The sequence below is a fragment of the Corynebacterium hiratae genome, from assembly GCF_009708045.1.
Classification (GTDB): domain Bacteria; phylum Actinomycetota; class Actinomycetes; order Mycobacteriales; family Mycobacteriaceae; genus Corynebacterium; species Corynebacterium hiratae.
In genome coordinates, this window is record NZ_VIOG01000014.1 from 68670 (window position 1) to 87929 (window position 19260).

The 19260-nt window shown below is 60.1% G+C and carries 12 protein-coding genes; 8 read left to right on the forward strand and 4 right to left on the reverse strand.

What is annotated here, in order from left to right:
- Positions 1–31 precede the first annotated feature (31 nt).
- Both FME68_RS11375 and FME68_RS11380 read left to right on the forward strand, forming a co-directional pair.
- The gene (locus FME68_RS11375) at positions 32–199 is read left to right on the forward strand and encodes a DUF3117 domain-containing protein (protein WP_010187237.1); all 168 of its coding nucleotides are present in this window, start codon (positions 32–34) and stop codon (positions 197–199) included.
- Positions 200–208: 9 nt separating this feature from the next.
- Positions 209–1096: a methyltransferase domain-containing protein gene (locus tag FME68_RS11380; RefSeq protein WP_070754998.1), complete on the forward strand. Its 888-nt coding sequence runs from the start codon at positions 209–211 to the stop codon at positions 1094–1096.
- A gap of 588 nt (positions 1097–1684) precedes the next feature.
- Here FME68_RS11380 and FME68_RS11385 read toward each other — a convergent pair.
- Both FME68_RS11385 and glgA read right to left on the reverse strand, forming a co-directional pair.
- Entirely contained in the window at positions 1685–3142 is a 1458-nt protein-coding gene (locus FME68_RS11385) for a GH32 C-terminal domain-containing protein (protein ID WP_328287836.1), read from the reverse strand.
- 11 nt (positions 3143–3153) lie between these two features.
- A complete protein-coding gene (glgA, locus tag FME68_RS11390) occupies positions 3154–4308 on the reverse strand; it encodes a glycogen synthase (protein ID WP_070509638.1) in 1155 nt (384 codons plus the stop codon).
- Positions 4309–4496: 188 nt separating this feature from the next.
- Here glgA and glgC point away from each other — a divergent pair, with 188 nt between their 5' ends.
- Entirely contained in the window at positions 4497–5714 is a 1218-nt protein-coding gene (gene glgC, locus FME68_RS11395; protein ID WP_046648300.1) for a glucose-1-phosphate adenylyltransferase, read from the forward strand.
- 461 nt (positions 5715–6175) lie between these two features.
- On the opposite strand, the gene FME68_RS11400 is transcribed toward glgC, so the two are convergent.
- Entirely contained in the window at positions 6176–6823 is a 648-nt protein-coding gene (locus tag FME68_RS11400) for an O-methyltransferase (protein ID WP_046648301.1), read from the reverse strand.
- 163 nt (positions 6824–6986) lie between these two features.
- On the opposite strand from FME68_RS11400, the gene sigE reads away from it, so the two are divergent.
- The 3 genes from sigE (at position 6987) to FME68_RS11415 (ending at position 8825) form a co-directional block, all read left to right on the forward strand.
- Entirely contained in the window at positions 6987–7652 is a 666-nt protein-coding gene (gene sigE / locus FME68_RS11405) for an RNA polymerase sigma factor SigE (RefSeq protein ID WP_046648302.1), read from the forward strand.
- Between the two features lie 83 nt (positions 7653–7735).
- Positions 7736–8185, forward strand: a complete 450-nt coding sequence (locus FME68_RS11410) for an anti-sigma factor family protein (RefSeq protein WP_046648303.1) — start codon at positions 7736–7738, stop codon at positions 8183–8185.
- A gap of 67 nt (positions 8186–8252) precedes the next feature.
- On the forward strand, positions 8253–8825 hold the full coding sequence (locus tag FME68_RS11415) for a twin-arginine translocase TatA/TatE family subunit (protein ID WP_328287837.1): 573 nt from the start codon (positions 8253–8255) through the stop codon (positions 8823–8825).
- A gap of 7 nt (positions 8826–8832) precedes the next feature.
- Here the strand turns inward: FME68_RS11415 and FME68_RS11420 are convergent, their stop codons facing one another.
- Positions 8833–9972, reverse strand: a complete 1140-nt coding sequence (locus FME68_RS11420) for an Mrp/NBP35 family ATP-binding protein (protein WP_195914113.1) — start codon at positions 9970–9972, stop codon at positions 8833–8835.
- A 159-nt stretch (positions 9973–10131) separates the two neighbouring features.
- On the opposite strand from FME68_RS11420, the gene FME68_RS11425 reads away from it, so the two are divergent.
- Both FME68_RS11425 and FME68_RS13365 read left to right on the forward strand, forming a co-directional pair.
- A complete protein-coding gene (locus FME68_RS11425; protein WP_144013737.1) occupies positions 10132–10908 on the forward strand; it encodes a hypothetical protein in 777 nt (258 codons plus the stop codon).
- 387 nt (positions 10909–11295) lie between these two features.
- A complete protein-coding gene (locus tag FME68_RS13365; protein ID WP_195914114.1) occupies positions 11296–18933 on the forward strand; it encodes a G5 domain-containing protein in 7638 nt (2545 codons plus the stop codon).
- Positions 18934–19260 lie beyond the last annotated feature (327 nt).

The window sequence follows — 19260 nt, forward strand, 5'->3', positions numbered from 1 at the left end:
ACGTTCTAAAAATAGTCGAAGGAGACTCAATATGGCAGCGATGAAGCCCCGTACCACTGGTGGAGAGATGGAAGCGGTAGAGGAGTCCCGCAAGATCGTGATGCGCATTCCTTCTGACGGGGGTGGGCGCATTGTTATTGAGCTCAGTAAAGAAGAGGCAGCGGAGCTGGGTTCACTCCTCGTAGCAGTTTCTAGCTAGTCTAGGAGCATGCTTTCACATATCGTCGATATTCTGGCCGATCCCGCCGATGGCAGCGCCCTGCAGGGTGCGGATGATTTTTCTCGCCTCGTGTCGGAGACCGGCCATTCTTATGACGTGGCCAAGCAGGGCTACGTCACGCTGGCGGCCGGCGCGGGCCTGAAACATCAGGGCGACGATGCCGCGATGGTTACCGCCCGCGAGACCTACCTGGCCATGGGGCACTTCGCGCCCTTCGTGGAGGCAGTGACCGGCGCGGTCCAGGACTCTTTGGAAACCCAGGATGCGGCTGAGCACGTAGCAGGCCTGGATGTGGACACCGCCCCCGCGCTCCTTGAGGTGGGCGCGGGCACGGGTTACTACCTTGCCCACACGCTCGATTCGATTGAGGGCGCTCGTGGCGTGGGCCTGGATATCTCTACGCATGCGGCCAAGCACCTGGCCAAGTCGCACGAGCGCGTCGGTGCTGTGGTCGCGGATGTGTGGGAGCGTCTGCCGCTCAAGGATGATTCGATTCACGCCATCTCTGTCGTCTTCGCCCCGCGCAACCCGGCGGAATTCCAGCGCGTGCTCGCCCCCGGCGGGGAGGTTATCGTGCTGACTCCACAGGCCGGCCACCTCGATGAGCTGCGGGAGCCTTTGGGCATCCTCGGCGTCGAGGAAGGAAAGGTGGAGCGCCTCTACGCGCAGGCGGAAGGTTTCCTTGAACAGGCGGCCGATCCGGTCGATATTTCCTTCCCCATTGTCCTCGACAAGGCCTCCATCGCCGCGCAGGTGGGAATGAGCCCCTCGGCGCGCCACATCAGCCCGGAAGAGCTGGCTGAGCGTATGGCCTCTCTGCCGCAAACCCTGACCGTGACGGCGCATGCCCGTCTGGACCGCCTGCGCTCTGCTTAATAGGCGGCTTTAATCTCGGGCCGCGTGCTGATTGCATTTCTGGCCTAAACGCTTCATAGCTGCAGCTGTGGCCCATCCTCAGCATTTCATGGCTACATCCCCGGTCCATCCTCAGCATTTCATGGCTACATCCCCGGTCCGGCCTTGACGCCGCGCGGCTACCAAAACTTCCCTTCGCGCTCACCGGCAGTGCACGCGACGGTTGTCTGAAGTCCACGGTGAGCGCGAAGGGCGGAGTGAGGCCCGGCCTGGCTGAGTGACGCGCGTCAGCTGCGTGGTCCCGCTGGCGCTCGAGGGCATCCTCGCTAATCTCCCTTCGCGCTCACCGGCCGCGCCCGCGGTGGTTGTTTGATGTCTATGGTGAGCGCGAAGGGCGGGGTGTGATCTGACCTGGCTTAGGGAAGCAGGAAAGCTGTGTAGCCTCGCTGGCGCTGAAGAGGATCCGCATCGTTCTCCCTTCGCGCTCACCGGCAGCGCCCGCGGTGGTTGTTTGATGTCCACGGTGAGCGCGAAGGGTAGGGGAGCGCATTAAGAGGAGGACCGGTCATCCCGGTCCTCCTCTTATAGTTCAACACACGCGCGATGCGATTAAGAGCGCTTGGTGCCCTTTCGGCTCCACGACTGCTCAATGACAGCCTCGCCCTCCGTGCTGACCTCGATGGCAGAGCATCCGCCCTCGAAGTAGATACGAGAGCTCATAGCCACCAAGCCGCCGTCCACAAACACCTCAACGCTAGCGCCGTCTTGGATGACGGTGAGAGTGTCCGAATCGCCCTCCGCCAGTTGGGTCACCGCAGGAGCAGAGTCCTTGAAGTAGTGATCAAAGGCCTTCGACATGGAGCGATCCAGGCTGATCTCGGAGCCAGTGTGGCGGATGACCGCGGCGGCATCACCGTTACTGTCCTTCAGCGTGACGGTCACGGCGGAGCCTTCCGGAACCTCCAAAACACCAGTCCAGGATTGGGCATAGTCGGAGAGTTTCACCGCATCCGGCAGACCCTCCGCTGGGGTCTGGTACAGCACACCGCCCTGCAGCGTGACCGCACGCGGCAGCGACAGGCTATTAGCCCAGCCCTCCGCCTGCCAGGATGGGTGCTTGGTGGCGTCGTCACCGCGACCGTTGCCGTTAAGCAGACCGAGGATGACCGCGCGGTCGTAGCGGCGCTCCTGCGGAATCGTTCCGGTCGTGGTGTTGGTGTTGCGCGGCCGGGAGAAGTCGTGGCCAAAGTCCACGCGCTGGAAACCCTTCGCCACGGTGAACACCGTGCCATCAAGGCGGCCCACGATATAGCCGGAAACATCGCGGCCCTCGCGCTCTAAGGTCACGAAGAGCACATCGTAGATTTCCCTATCGACCTCGTCGCGCAGGCGCACCAAGCGCGGCGAGACCACCGGCGGGATGGGGGAGGTAGCCGGAACCTCGCCCTCCTCAAAACCGGGGTCGCCGTCGAAGCTCAACGGCCCGAGGAGCGTCCAGGATTCGCCATCGGGGCTATCCAGGATCACCGGCACCGGCGCGTCCGAGTGCCCGGTCAGCGCAAGCATGAGCCAGCCATCGTGGCCTTCCTCGCGGTCCTCCTTGGCCCAATCTGGGACCACAGAGGGAGAGCGGAAGCGGTCGTGATTGGTGCTGGCACCGACAGCCTCGCCGAAGCGGACGACATCCGGGTCGAGCGCCGTAGGGTCATCGGAGACGACGCACTCATCGGCGTAGTCGGTGTAACGCGCTAGGCGCACGCTCGTGCCCACCGAGGTCACCGAGGTGAAATACAAGTTGAGCGCGTCCTTGCCCTCCGCGACGGAGCCAGCACGCAGCGACAGCTCTCCGCCCACGGGGGCGAGGACATCGTCGCAGTCGAGCCACTCAAAAGCTGTTTCTTCCGACGTGGAATGGCCCCAGCGTGCGGGCTGGTCAGCTGCGGGCCGGTACTGGTGGAACAGGTGCCACGTGTTACCGTCGCGGACGATTCCCGCGGGGGCGTCGAGGATCCCGGTGTCGGGAACGAAATGTAGTTCTGGGCGATGAGGCGGTTCGTTAAGAGTCACGGCAGTCCTTCCTACATCAACGAACGGTAAATGTCCACGGTCTGCTGCGCGATGGTAGCCCACGAGAAGTCATCAATCGCGCGCTGGCGACCGGCGCTGCCAAAGCGCTGCGTCAGTTCCTTGTCCGCTGCCACTCGATTCACGGCGGCGGCGAGATCAGCCTCAAAGGTGGCTTCATCAGCGGCATCGTAATTGACCAAAACGCCGGTCTCACCATCCACGACGACCTCTGGGATGCCACCCACATTGGAGGCTACGACCGCGGTGCCGCAAGCCATGGCTTCGAGGTTAACAATGCCCAGCGGCTCATAGATCGACGGGCAGACGAACACATCGGCACCGGAATAGACTTGCTTAATCTCCTCGCGGGACAGCATGTCCTTAACCCAGAACACACCATCGCGCTTGGAGCGCAACTCCTCCACGAGGGCTTCGGTCTCCGCCGCAATCTCCGGCGTATCCGGCGCGCCCGCACACAGCACGAGCTGGATATCCTCGTCAAAGCTCTGGGCCGCCTTGAGCAGGTGCTTCACGCCCTTCTGTCGGGTAATCCGGCCCACGAAGGCAACGACGGGACGCTGCTTGTCGACGCCCAACTTATCCAGCACCGCCGACTCACCCGGCTGCCACACCTGCGTATCGATGCCATTGAGGACCACATGCACCTTATCGGCGTCGATACGGGGGTAGGCATCCAAGATGGAATCTTTCATGCCGGCAGATACGGCGATGACGGCGTCGGCGTATTCCATCGCGTTCTTCTCCGACCAAGAGGAGACCTCATAACCGCCGCCCAGCTGCTCGCGCTTCCACGGGCGGTGCGGCTCGAGGGAGTGCGCGGTAACCACGTGGGGGATACCGTACAACCGGCTGGCGAGGTGCCCACCAAGGCCCGTGTACCACGTGTGCGAGTGAGCCACATCGATGTCGGAGGCGGCGTTGGCCATGCGTAGACCCGTAGACAGTGTCTGCAGCGCAGCGTTGGCATCCTTCAATGCGGGGTCAACGCCATGGACAAAAACGTCTTTCTCGTCGCGCTCAGACCCCATGCAGTGGACGGAGACATCGATGATCTCGCGCATGAAACGGGTGAGCTCTGCAACATGGACGCCAGCTCCACCGTAAATCTCAGGCGGATACTCCTTAGAAAAAATTCCGGCTCTCATACTCGCCAGAATACGGACATTCCGCAGCGCGCGCTAAACCTTCCTATCGCGCGCCACGAGCGCGGCGCGCAGCGGCGTTGGGACGCAAACACGAAGGAAGCACGCAAGCGGGGTGAGGGAGGTTAAAGGGGGTAAAAACACGCAAACTTCTACTGCACGATGCGGAAAATGTCTATAAGTTGGGTGGTGTGAGAAGCCTTCCTAATGTCCTTGCCATTGTCCTTGCCGGCGGCGAGGGAAAGCGCCTCTTTCCGCTGACGGAAGACCGCGCTAAGCCCGCCGTTCCTTTCGGCGGCTCCTACCGCCTGATCGACTTCGTGCTGTCCAACCTCGTTAACGCCGGATACCTCAAGATTGCGGTGCTAACCCAGTACAAGTCCCACTCTTTGGACCGCCACATTTCCCAGGCATGGAACCTGTCTGGGCCGACCCCGCAGTACATCGCCTCGGTACCCGCCCAGCAGCGCCGCGGTAAGCGTTGGTACAACGGTTCGGCCGATGCCATCCTGCAGTCGCTGAACCTGATTTATGACGAGAAGCCGGATTACGTCATCGTCTTCGGTGCCGACCACGTATACCGCATGGACCCGGCCCAGATGGTGGAGGAGCACATCGCGACTGGCCTGGACTGTTCGGTGGCAGGCATCCGCGTCCCGCGTTCGGAGGCTTCTGCCTTTGGCTGCATCCAGGCTGATGGGATGGGCACGATTACGGAGTTCGTCGAGAAGCCTGCGAATCCCCCGGCCACCCCGGATGATCCGAACATGACCTACGCCTCCATGGGCAACTACGTCTTCACCACGCAGGCGCTTATTGACGCTTTGCTGGAAGACGAAAAGAATGAGGACTCCGCGCATGATATGGGCGGAAACATCATTCCTTATTTCGTGAAGCGCGAGCAGGCACACGTCTACGACTTCATGGCAAATGAGGTGCCCGGCTCCACGGAGCGTGACCATGGCTATTGGCGCGATGTCGGTACCATCGACTCCTTCTATGAGGCGCACATGGACATGATTTCTGTGCACCCCATTTTCAACTTGTACAACCGTTCGTGGCCGATTCACTCCACGGATGACTCGAACTTCCCGCCGGCGAAGTTCGTGCAGAACGGTATCGCGCAGTCCTCGATGGTGGCTCCGGGCTGCATTGTCTCCGGCGGTACGGTGCGCAACTCTGTGCTCTCCTCGGACGTGCACGTGGCCGATGGCGCGACGGTGGAAGGCTCCGTCATCCTGCCGGGCGTGCGCATTGGACGCGGCGCGGTGGTCCGCCACGCCATCCTGGACAAGAACGTGGTGGTCAGCGATGGTGCGATCATCGGCGTGGACCGCGAGCGCGATGAGGAGCGCTTCAAGGTTTCCGAAGGTGGCGTGGTCGTCGTGGGTAAGAACGTAAAGGTCTAAGCCGCGAGACAGCACAGTAGTTTAAGCGGGCGTGCGGGTGGATTGAAGTCCACTCCACGCCCGATTTTCGTGGCTTTGATGGCGCCGACGAGTCCCAGGCTGCTTCAGGAGCCTGCGCGACAACACACCCTTGCAACAGCACACCCTGCAACAACACGCGCGGCACAACCACACCCTGCAACAACACGCGCGGCACAACCACACCTTGCACCAACACACCCTTCGCGCTCACCGAAAGTGCGCGGCCCGCCTCGTGAAGCCCCATGGTGAGCGCGAAGGGCGGGGGTGGGAACGGAGAAGGAGTAAAAGTGGGCGCAAAGAAGGACACCGGCGCCACAGGGCGGGGTTTAGCTCGGAGACGTATCAGTGGCTAAACCAACGGTGTCCTAAATGACGAAAGTCTCCGAGCCGATCGAAAAACAGGCGATGGTTTTGGCAGATCGGGCAGTTTCAGAAGGCGGCTACAGCTTGGTAATGAGCGTCAGGCCCGCGCCGTAGGGCAGGCGCGTCACGGCCGCGCCCTCGAGGGAGCGGGCAACCTCGTCGGCCTCGCGGGCAGCGGCGGTGTCGCGGTCGGTGCGGGAGGGGTCGGCCACGGTGCCGTCGAGAAGCGCATTGGCCAGCACCAAAGTACCGTGCTGGTGCAGCAGCGGCCAAGCAGCCTTGAGCAGTGCAGGCATGTCGAGCGCGGGGACCTCGGCGTAGATCACCTGGTAGGTGTCATTAGCCAGACGGCCCATGATGTCGAGCGGACGAGACGGCAGGAAGCGGCCGCGGCTGGGGGAGTAGCCGGCCTCGCGGAAGGTTCGCTTGGCGCTGGCCTGGTGTTCTGCCTCCGGGTCAATGCAGGTGAGGATTCCGTTCTCCGGCATGCCGGCAAGCAGATAGAGGCCCACGACGGATGCTGCGGGAGTAATCGCCACCGCCTGTGGGCGCGAGGTGGTGCCGGATGAAACCGCCGCGAGCGTGGTGAGCAACTGGCCTGTTGCCTCATCCGGGGCTGGCAGGCCATACTCCTCCGCGTGGGCGCGAGCGCCGGCGAGAACCTCGGAGACCTCGCTGGTGGATTCGATGTAGGTTCGCATTGCGTCATAAGCCGTAGTAGTCACAAAAGAAAACCATAGTGAAATCGCCACAGCTGCGTGCCGAGAATCGCCCACAACTCTCCTCAGCTGTGACGCAAGAAGCGCATGTAAGCGGTGTGACGGATTCACAGGCTGCTCACAGGGCCGTGGCTGGAGTTTCGACGCGCACTATAGAAAGATATTCGGCATGACCACACAGCAGCGCGAGTTTGAGCCCGCTCACCGTTCCACCGATTCCTCCGCCACTGGCAGCCATGATGCCAGCGCTGAAACTGAGAAGTTGACCGGAACCGCTGCGTTCGACGCCGGCCAGGCCGATATGCCTTCCTGGGGCGAACTCGTGGCTGAGCACGCCGATGATGTCTACCGCTTGGCTTACCGCCTCTCCGGTAACCAGCATGATGCCGAAGACCTCACCCAAGAGACCTTCATGCGCGTCTTCCGCTCCTTGGATAAGTACCAAGCGGGGACCTTTGGGGGCTGGCTGCACCGCATCACCACCAACCTCTTCTTGGATATGGTCCGCCACCGCTCCAAGATCCGCATGGAGGCCCTGCCGGAGGATTATGAACGCGTCCCCGGCACTGACATGACCCCGGAGCAGGCCTATTCGGTAGCTAACCTGGATCCGGCGCTGCAGTCCGCACTGGATAACCTCGCACCGGATTTCCGCGTGGCCGTGGTTCTCTGTGATGTCGTGGGCATGAGCTACGACGAAATCGCCGAAACCCTTGGCGTCAAGATGGGCACCGTGCGCTCCCGCATCCACCGCGGCCGCTCCCAGCTGCGTGCCGCACTGGAGAAGGAAGCCGAGAGCAACGCAGACACCCGCAGCCTGCTGCGTACGCGCTAGACTGGGCAGCGTTTAAATCTGAGACCGCGAGAATTCTGCCGCCTAGGGCAGAGGAGCGCGCACTGAGGTGAGGTGACGTTGAGGTGAAAGCAGAAGGACATAGCAGCGACGGCCAGTCCCTGAGTCTGTCCGGATTCTTCACCGAGGCCCAAGCCAAAGTCCGCGATAAGGCGAAGGCCCGCGCCCAGCGGGCAGATACTATCGGCCATTTGGGGCCCGAGGCAGTCGTCGCTTTCGTCGATGGTGAGATGCCAGCCAAGTATGCCCACCGCGTACGCATCCACCTCGTGCACTGCCCGGAATGCCGGGCAGAAATCCACCACCAGCGCAACGCCGCCGAGTGGGTCCGCGAATGTAGCGTGGAATCCCATGTGAAGGCTCCTGATTCCCTGATGGCGAAGCTCGCGGGTATCGCTCATCAGGGCGTAGGGCCCGGGCCGGATGCGGAAGCTCCTGCGCACCAGCCACGCCAGGATTTCTTGGACAAGGTGGAGATGGTTGTGCGCGCTATCCGTCACAACCAGCGGGGCTAACAAGAGACCGAAGCCTTCCGCGCGCCCGTCACCCTGTCATCACTAGCGAAGTAGTTAAGATAGTTTCGTGTTTTCCTCAATTGGTTGGGTAGAGATCATTGTCATCGTGCTGCTGGGTCTGGTGATCATCGGCCCCGAGCGCCTGCCCGGCGTGATCATGGACGTCCGCGCGGCTATCTACGCCGCGCGCAAGGCCATTGCGAACGCCAAGGCGGAGCTCAACGGTGAGATGAGCGGTCTCGGCGCGGAGTTCGATGACCTCCGCGTGCCCCTGACCCAGGCGGCGGAATGGACGCGCATGGGCCCGCGCGGGGTTATCACCAAGGCGCTTTTCGACGGCGACGATTCCGCCTGGGACGACTTCAACCCGAAGAAGATGGCTGAGGACATCAAGAAGAGCACCAGCCCGTATGAGCATGACGCGGAAGTAAACAACCAACCCGCGCATAACCAGCAGGGGCCGGCGCAGCCAGCGCCGGAGCAGAACATTGGCCGGCCGACCTTTGATTATTCGCAGGTCTACCCGGACCTGGGCGCACAACAACCGGCGGAGAAGAAGGCGGCTAAAACGACACAGCCCCCGCGCGGCGGAAATGCATCCACCGGCGAGGGCAGCTCCTCCTGGGAGGACGTCACCTAAGGGTCATTTAGCCCTTGCGGGTGACACCCAAGCCGAGTTTCTTGCCCACGAGGGAATCGGAGCGCACCGCAATGGAATCCGCCACCTTGTTGATGGCCTTGGTAGCGGGGGAGTCGGGCGCGGAAATAACGATGGGGGTTCCGGCATCGCCAGCCGCGCGCAGGCTCGGATCCAGCGGGATGCTCGACAGCAAAGGAACCTCGTGGCCCAGCAGGACGCTGAGGCGCTCGGCCACCACTGTGCCGCCGCCGGAGCCGAAGATATCCATGGTGGAGCCATCCGGCATGACCATGGCACCCATGTTCTCAATCACGCCGGCCACGCGCTGGCGCGTTTGCTGGGAGATGGAGCCGGCACGCTCAGCCACCTCGGCCGCAGCAGCCTGCGGGGTGGTCACAATCAGCAGCTCCGCATTGGGGATGAGCTGGGCCACCGACAGGGCGACATCGCCGGTACCCGGTGGCAGGTCCAGCAGGAGCACGTCCAAGTCGCCCCAGAAGACGTCCGCGAGGAATTGCTGGAGGGCGCGGTGGAGCATGGGCCCGCGCCAGACGACGGGCGCGTTACCCTCCACGAATTGGCCGATGGAAATGTGCTTGATGCCATGGGAGATGGGGGGAAGCAGCATTTCGTCGTCAAGCACTGTGGGGCCCGCCGTGGAACCCAGCAGGCTGGGTACAGAGTGACCATAAATGTCGGCGTCCACGATGCCCACCTTGAGGCCCTTCTTGACCAGGGCCGCGGCAAGGTTCACCGTGACGGAGGACTTGCCCACGCCGCCCTTGCCGGAGGCCACCGCGAACACGCGGGTGGTGGACTCGGGCTTGGCAAAGGGGATCTCCGGCTCGGCCTGCCCGCCGCGCAGCTTCTGCTTGAGCTCTTTACGCTGCTCGTCGCTCATCGGCGTCATGGAGATGCTGATGTTGCCGACACCGTCGATCTCCGCCACGGCCGCGCGGGTATTGGACTCGATGGTGCCCTTCATCGGGCAGCCGGCGATGGTGAGATAAAGCTCGATATCCACGTCCGAACCGTTGACGGCTACGGACTTCACCATGCCCAGCTCCGTGATGGGGCGTCCGATTTCTGGGTCATCGACGCGGGTGAGCGCGTCGCGAACGGAAGATTCAGTAATAGCGCTAGTCATAACGCGCATTAGTCTAGTCACTTGCTATCGGGGAGAGCCACACCGCCGTCTGGCCAGCGGGGTGTGTAAAATTCAGCCAGATGCCGCGGCCCAGCGCTGCGGACTGAGGAACCTGAAGAACAGCGACATGTGTGCTGCATGTCCGGTTGAATAGAAAGAATGCGCCTGATTCTGATGCCCCGCCTTATTGCACGTTCCCGCACCTTCGCCCGCATTGTTGGGGTGGCCTTGGTGGGGGTTGCGGGGGCGTCGTTAAGCGCCTGCTCTGGGTATGACCCCAAGCCGGATCCGAACCCAGTGAACTCGGCGCCGATCACCATCATGATTGATCCGACTTCTCATGAGCAGAGCGTGCTGGCGGAGATCTACCGCCAGACACTGCGCGATGAGGGACGCGCGGCTACCGTTTCTCAGAAGCCAAAGCTGGTACGTCGGGGAGGGGAGCACATCAGCGGGGTCAGCACTAACGGCAACTTCTTCGTGGGCTGCACGGGTGAATTCTTAAGCGTCTACAACCCGGAGGAAGCCCGCGCGATTTCCAAGGACTACGTGGCTGCCAAGGAAGAAGGCACCAAGGACGTGGACTTTTTGGAGCGCACCCACGTCGCGCTCATGGCCTCGCTGCCCCCGGAGGTCTCCGTGGTGGAGCCTGCCGGTGCCGAAGGCTGCCCTAATTCAAAGCCGGAGCTGCCGCAGAATTACGTCGTGGTCTACCAAGACGGGCTATTCAACCGCGATGAGAAGCTCGAAGTTGCCTCCTTTACCAAGTTCCTCACCGCGCAGGACCTCGATGAAGTGGTGAAGGAAGTAGAAGGCTCTGAGGACTTTGAGGCGGCCGTGCGTGCCTGGATGGAGGCCAACCTCATGCAGAACCTCAACGAGGAAGGTGACTCCAACTCTTCCGGCGGCTCGGACTTGGTCCACGAGGAATCCTAGAAGAGACAAGCTTGGGGCGCAGTCCTCGGCGCCTGGGGAACAACCTAGGACTGTATAAAACGGCGCTGGACACGCCCTGCTTGGCGACGTCTCGCCGCACCGCCCCACTCCTTACGTGCGGAAACGGCTCAGTATCTCACAGAGTGGTCGATTCCGAGAAATCTATAGTTCCCTCGCGCTTGTGTACTTATTGTTAAAGATTCCAGGTAAAACCCTGTTTTTCTTGCGGGTTTATGTATAGGAGGATACAATTTTTAGAGTTCACCTGCCTATTTCCTGTCAATCCTTAAACGAATTTGTGAGGAAATACCTTGAGAAGCCGCCGCGGCTTTCGGGTTTCCGCACTGTGGGGTGGGGCAGGGTACTGCATTTGAAAGGACCTAAGGAATGAATGCACCACGAAGTGGCTCGGCCCGTCGGCCCTCTTCCCGTAAAGGAGTAGCAGCACTTTCTGCTATTACACTCGCGCTGAGCGGCCTCAGCATCACCTCTTTTAATACTGTCGTCCCCGAGGCCACAGCAGCTTCTGGCTTTACCGGCGGCCTCCGCGGCAGCGACGGCAACGGCGCGGTAGAGCAGGACGCCCAGAAGGCCTCCGACCTGCCGGCCGGTTCGTGTGTTGTCGGCTCAAACGCTCAGAAGGGCAGCCAGGCTGGTTTCAGCTGGAACACCCAAGAACCGACTGGTGAGACCCCTTCGAAAACCCGGTGGGGTTTGAGCGTCGCCTTTGATAACTCGAAGGACCGCACGTTCGCTGATTGGGGCTTTACCAATTCAGGCAATATGGGCGCGTACCTCGACGCAGGCCAATTCCAGTCGATGAATGTCGGCCAGACGTTTCTTCCAGGCGAGGTAGTCACGCACAAGGCCGACGAATTCCTCGCTATTACCCCTTCTAGGGCACAGCGAAACCTGAACCTCAACGCGGAACTGACCGATGCGAAAGTCAAGCAGTTCGCTGAGGCCACCGCCGCCAACCCGGTACGTTACGCCTGGCAGGGTAACTATAAGCAGGAAAATCCCGACCCAAGGACTAGGGCCACCCGGGGAGAATCTGCAGGCTTTACGGCCGTCGTGAACCCGTGGCCGAGTGAGAACATCGAATGTAACCCGATCACGGTCTCGTGGAAGAACCAGGAGAAGCTGGTCATCAGGCCGGGCGAGGTGCTCGAGGTCGGCAAGATCAACGTTCCTGCTGTTACTGGTGGCGGCACGGATGACTCCATGTCCCGCATGGTCGTGGAGGCTTTCGACTCGCAAGGTAACTTTATCGGCACGAGTGACCCCGACGCGTCCGCTGAAGACAAGCGCCTGACTATTGACGCTGACGGCACCATCAAGTACACCATGCCGAAGTACAAGGGCACGAAGCTGAGCGATCAGCAGGGCATGCGCTTCAGTGTGCTGGCCAAGCCGCGTACGGTTACACAGCTCCAGGACGCTGCTAAGAGCAACAATGAGTTTCTCGAGCATGATGGAGCCTTCGAAAGCTCGAACTCGCTAACGCGCTATAACAAGCCGAACGTTATCGGGAACCACCAGTGGAGCTTCGACGACACCCAGTTCCACGATCCGGAGTATTCTCCGGTCCAGCAATCGGTGACCTCTGGTGTTGATAAGACTACTAATACAGTTGTGACTGGGCGCCAGACGCTGACCTATAAGCAGGTTGGTGACAAGATCGCTGATTTGGTGAGGAAGCGTGAGGACGGCGGCGTTGAAGCCGAGGTCAAGCTTGATAAGCGCTATGTCTACCAGGGCTGGGACGCCAAGTTAGATCCAAACACCTATGACGTCACCGTCACGACACCTGCCAACCCGCTCCCGGGTACCTTTGCGCAGCCCCAGGTCATTGTCACCTATTCCAATGGTTCGCGGGATATTATCCCGCTGCTCGCAGTTATTGATCCGAACAATACCCAGGTGACGGAACTTGCTGTCAGAGGAACCGTCGAGGGCCCAGCTGGTAAAGTACTCGTTTCAGAGCTTGATTTAAAGCCCAGCTTTGAGGGATACGACCCAGTCCGGCCCAAGTCTTTTGATGTTGACCCTGCGTCCGTTCCGGAAGGATGGAAAGTAACGGTCGATGATGATGGAACTGTAAAGGTCAAGGCGACGTCGCCGGAAGCTGCTAAGAACAACACTAAGATTTTGCCGAGGGTTATCGCTACCTACCCAGATGGGACGACCGATACCGTTGAGGTTCCCTTCCAGATCGTCAATGCGATCAAGGTTCCGGACTACACCGCGGAATCCGGCCACGTAAATGAAACGGTTACGCTTCAGCCAACCTTGCCGGAGATTGGCTTGGGCGGTCGCGCCGATGACGAGAAGCCCAGTCGCTATACTTTCCCAGACGGTTCTTTGGAGTACAAATATGGTGACTGGACAGTCACTATCGACGAGAATACTGGTGAGCTGACTTCGACGATTCCGGAAACAGCTATACCTGGCGCGCGACTAACCATCCCAGTGAAGGCTTACTACGCTACGGGCGCTACCCCACAGGTGGTGACCGGAACCATCAACGTTATTGGTGATGGTTCCGGTAAGGACTTCGCTTCCTACCCTGCGCAGGTGACTAAGGCAGGGGAGAAGGCGACTTCGGATATCGATACGATGTTGTCCGATCCGAAGCTCGCTAAGTACAAGTTGCCTGATAACTTGCCGCAGGACTGGGAGTTCGGCATTGATGAGAAGGGTACGGTTACCGCAACCCCGAATGCGACAGTGGAGAATGGTACGACTGTCACCGTCAATGTAGAAGTAACCTACCCGGATGGTTCCACCGCTACTGTTCCGGCAGAGTTTACGGTCATCGATGCTTACGCGCGTACGAATGATCCCTTGTATCCGACGGTTAGTGGTCAACCCGGTACATTAGTGGTTAGCCAGGTGGATCGTACTAACCTGTACGATGCTGCTGAACCGAAGTTTTCCATTATTACGGATCCGAATGACCCGGATTATATTGATCCACCCCGCAACCTGAAATGGGAAGATGTGAAGATTGACCCGGTTACGGGTGTCATCACCACTCCGATCAGCAAGTTTGCTCTGCCTGGGACCTCTGCGGATATCCCTGTTCGTGTCACATACAAAGACGGTTCGACTGATAAGACGATTGCCACAGTCGTCGTTAAGGCGGAAGTACGGCAGGTCTATGAGGCACAGTACTTGCTGCAAAACACCACGCCTGGTGGAACAATTAAGTCCGAGATTACGGAAGTAACGAGGATTCCTGAACGCGACCTCGCTAAGGATCCTTCGAAGCGTTTCCAGGTGCCCTCAGACTTCAATGGATGGAAGGTCAGCGTCGACGAAAACGGTGTCGTCACCGCCACCGCACCGAAGGACGCTCGACCTGGTGACGGCGTGAGTATCCCTGTTACCGTCACTTACTATGACGGCTCCACCGACACGGTCTATGCACCGTTTAATGTCAAGGAGAACCAGAAGGACATCAGCGAGCCTACATACCCGGTCGAATCAACCAAGCCAGGCACCGAGGTGAAGCGTTCCGTTAACCGGGACGGTGCGCCGAACGGTACGACCTTCTCCTTCGGCTTGGACGGCGACAAGCCGAAAACTGAGGACACCGTTGACGGGTGGACCTACAAGATCGATCCGAAGACCGGTGAGGTTTCCGTAACCCCGCCCGCTGACTCTAAGCCGGGTGACAAGCACGTACACAACGTCACGGTGACGTACCCCGATGGTTCGACCGACGAGACTCCAGTAACCACTGTGGTGAACTTGACTCAGAACTTCGAGGTCGATCCAACCTACCCGCCGGAGACTACGTTCCCTGGTGAGACGGTTACTTCTCCGCTCACTATTGAGCTGCCTGAAGGTATTACCGTGGCGCCGGATCAGCCGTACAAGATCACTCCGGCTGATGGCTACACTGCAACCGGGGATAAAAACGAGTTTGGTAATCCGACGTACACGGTTACGACGGCCAACGGCAATTGGCTGGTCGGCTTGGATGACAAGGGCAACGTAATTGCTACTGCACCTAAGACCGCGAAGCCGGGTGACTCTATCAAGGTTCCGGTCACGGTTACCTACTCCGACGGTTCCACCGATCGGATTTATGCACCGATCAACATCCAGGATGCCCCGACGCGCGAGGTGCCGTTCGATGTTGAGTACAAGTTCGATGACACCGTCCCGCAGGGCACCTACAAGGTCGAAACCGAAGGTGTTCCAGGCACAGAGGTACAGGACCGAAAGGGCAAGTGGTCGCAGACCAAGGCTCCGGTCAATGAGGTCGTCGTCATTGGTACCAAGCCTGCAAAGGCTACCGATGAAATGACTTGGAAGATGTCTACTGGTTTCGACACCATCATGCGTCCGAACTCGGCACTCAAGCCGGGTGAGGTGAAGGTTGTTCAGGAGGGCGAAGCTGGCGAGCACACCATCACTGCGAAATTCGACGCCACCCTTGAGCCGGGCGGTGTTCCAACGGTGAAGACCACGTCGGATACCGTGACCAAGGATCCGAAGCCACGCATTGTGGAGTACGGCCCGCGCCTTGAGGATCAGGAACTGGTTTTCACTGACAAGAACCGCATCCCGTTCGAGACTGAGATCATTTATGACGACACTCTTAAGGCTGGCGAGCAGGTCGTTAAACAGAAGGGTGAAGAAGGCGAAGAGACCGTTACGACTAAGCAGAAGCTTGTCGACGGAATACCTTCCGGTGATCCGGTAGTCACCAAGGAACGGACTAAGGCTCCGGTCAAGCAGATCATCCGCGTTGGTGGCAAGACCACTGGTGAGAACGTCGAAACCTTCAAGACGGAAGCTCCGTTCAAGGTCGTCATCAAGTACGACCCGAACATGCCTGCTGGTGAGTCCAAGGTGACGACGCCAGGTGTTCCGGGTGAGAAGACGGTGACGATCAAGCGCAACATCACCAACTCGAACCCGGACAGTGAGCCGACGGTCTCTGAAGAGATCACGAAGCAGCCTGTCGACGAGGTCATCACCGTTGGTACCAAGCAGGCCACTGCGACCGATACGGTCGAGTGGAAGGAGCCGATTCCATTCGGCACGACTCTGCGTCCGAACCCTGACCTCGCTCCGGGTGAGACTAGGGTGGTTCAGGAAGGCAAGAACGGCGAGGCTTCCTATGCTGCAGTCTTTACCAGCACCAACGGTGAAGCACAGGTTAAGGAAGTCAAGGCCCGCACTGAACCTGTCGAGCGCATCGTCGAGTACGGCCCGAAGGCTGAAGACACCTCTGTGGTAACCAAGACTGAGAAGCCGGTGCCGTTCGAGACGAAGATTACCGCGGACCCGAACTTGGAGGCAGGCAAGCAGGTCGTCGACAAGCAGGGTGAGCTCGGCACTGATGTCGAGACCTCTACTCAGAAGATCGTGGATGGCAAGCCTTTCGGCGAGCCGACCGTGACGACTGAGCGCACCAAGGAGCCGGTTGCGGCCGAGATTCGTGTGGGTACCAAGACCGAGGGCTCTCATGAGACAGTGACCGAGGTTGACGTTCCATTCGAAACCGAGATTCAGTTCGACGACACCATGGAGGCCGGCACCCAGGAAACGGTTCAAGAAGGTAAGCCGGGCAAGGACAAGGTAACGACGACTCAGAAGATTGAGAACTCGAATGTTGTCGGTACCGAGACCAAGACCGAGCGCGTGACCGAGCCTGTCAAGAAGATCATCAAGGTCGGCACTAAGGGCAAGACCACGTCCAAGACCATCGAGTGGACCGAAAACACCCCATTCGAGGTCGAGGTTCGCGAGAATCCGAACCTGAAGGCTGGTGAGACCAAGGTTGTCCAGGAAGGCAAGCCGGGCGAGGTCAAGCACACCGTTACGGTGACCTCCGACAACGGTGAGATTTCCACCAAGGATGACGCCACGGAGATCAGCAAGCCGACCAAGCAGATCATCGAGGTCGGTACTGCGCCGACTCAGACCGAGCTGACGGATAAGCACACCGAGCAGACTCCGTATGAGACCCTCATTGAGACTGACCCGAACCTTGAGGCCGGAAAGGTTGTAGAAGACCAGGCCGGTTCCTTCGGCGAGAAGGAAGTCACGAAGGTTTGGAAGCTCAAGGATGGAAAAGCCGTAGGTGACCCAGAGACCTCTGAAAAGGTCACCAAGGAGCCGACGCCGCGCAAGCTGCGCATCGGTACCAAGGCCGTCACGGAGACCTCTAAGGTCACCACGACGGAGAAGGTTACCGAGACCAGCAACACCACCACGACGGTGACGGAGAAGGAGCCGGCCCCGGAGATTGAACGCTCCTTCTACGGTGTTGAGCTGGTTAAGCCAGGCCAGTCTGAGTCGCAGGACGTGAAGAAGCACACGGATGGCAACACCTATGAGGTTCCGTCGGACGTGGATGGCTGGACCGTCTCCGTTGACGAGAACGGCCGGGTGACGGCAACCGCACCGTCGACGGCGAAGTCCGGCGACTACATCAAGGTTCCGGTAAGGGTGACCCCGAAGGGCGGCAAGCCGTACGAGACGAACGCTGTCTTCATCGTGAAGGAAGACGAGCCGATCGCTCCGGAGCCGAATGACCCGGAGATCATTCAGGCACCGACCTACAACCCGGATGTCATCAAGGCCGGCGTTACCAAGAAGGTTGGCATCAACTATGGCCATACTGAGGGCAACACCTACGAGTTGGGTGAGGTGCCGGCTGGTTGGACCGTGACCATTGATGAGTCCACGGGTGAGCTGACGGTGACTCCGCCGGCTGATACCCCAAGCGGCACCATCAAGGAGATTCCGGTTAGGGTCACCACGAAGAACGGTGAAGTCTTCAACGTGAAGACTGTTATCGGTGTCGTTAGCGATAACTGTGGCTGCGGCCCGGTTGAGCCGACGGAACCAACCGAACCAACGGATGAACCGACCGAAGAACCCACGGACGACCCGACCAAGCCGACCAAGCCGACCGAGCCGACGGACGACCCGACCAAGCCGACCGAGCCGACCGAGCCGACGGACGACCCGACCAAGCCGACCGAGCCGAACGCAAGTCCAACGACGACGGTGACGGTCACCACGACGGTCAATCCGTCTGAGCCCGAGCCATCCGAGGATCCCTCGGAGCCTCAGCCGACTTCTGAAACCCCAACGCCGACGCCTTCTGATAGTGGCACTACGACGGTAACTGTCACTGAGACAAAGGAGTCTCCGGAGCCGAAGCCGAGTGAGGAGCCAGAACCCTCTGGTACCGCAAAGCCGACGACGTCCAACACGGCTAAGCCGACCACCACGGTAACGGTGACTGAGGATCCGTCTCGTCCGAAGCCGTCGGAGGAGCCGACCACAGACAAGCCGAAGCCGTCGGAGGACCCGACTGTGACGGTGACTGTGACAGAGACCAAGGGCACGCCGGAACCGAAGCCGACCGACGAGTCGACGACTCCGTTGGTTCCGACTGAACCGACGGATCCGACTCAGCCGAACGAGCCAAATGAGCCGAACGAGCCAGGTGAGCCGGGCAAGCCAGGTGAGCCGGGAGAGCCGGGAGAGCCGGGAGAGCCGGGAGAGCCGGGAGAGCCGGGCAAGCCAGGTGAGCCAGGTGAGCCTAACGAGCCTCGTATACCTGAGCTCGGTGGGTTGTGGCCGCTGCTCATTCCGCTGGTTCTTGTGCCGCCAGTCTTGAGTCACTTCTTCAAGCCGCCGCATGATCCTGCACTGCCGCAGAAGCCGTTCGAGCCGCTGAAGCCGTTGGAGCCGAAGGCCCCAGGCGAGGCTCCGCAGCAACCGCAGCCGGAACAGCCGCAGCCGCTGGCACCGGGTGAGGCAGCACAGCCGAGTGCTGTGGAGTCCAACAACAATGCTCAGCCGAGCCAGAGCGACAACACCACTCGCTCTACTAGCTCGACCTCGAGCAGCAAGGACTCCAAGAAGAGTTCCTCTTCTAGAGCCCTGGCGAATACCGGTGCAAATATCCTGTGGCTTCTTGCCGCAGCATGGGCACTGATTGCTGGAGCAGTACTGCTTCTGCGTCCTGGTCGCCGCAAGGAGTCCTAGTCCGCTAGGAAGCTTCAGGGCCGGGTTGCCCTGAAGACACGGTTTACTAAGCCGTGAATGAAACGCCCGAGCATTAGCTCGGGCGTTTCTCTTTTGACTAGTTCATTGTGCTGGTTCGCTTCCGTTGTTGAGAGCCAATGCCGTGTATTAGGGCAGAGCCAAGACTGTGGGACAGGGAAACGGCGGATACCGTATTGATTGTGTCAGATGCGAGTTTTTGGTACCGGTGTTCTGGGGACTCGGTACTGCCGTGTTCCGAGTAGTTGGTACCGGGCCGAGGGGTGCGTCGGCCCGGACGGGCTACAATTTCAGGGTGGAATCACAGCT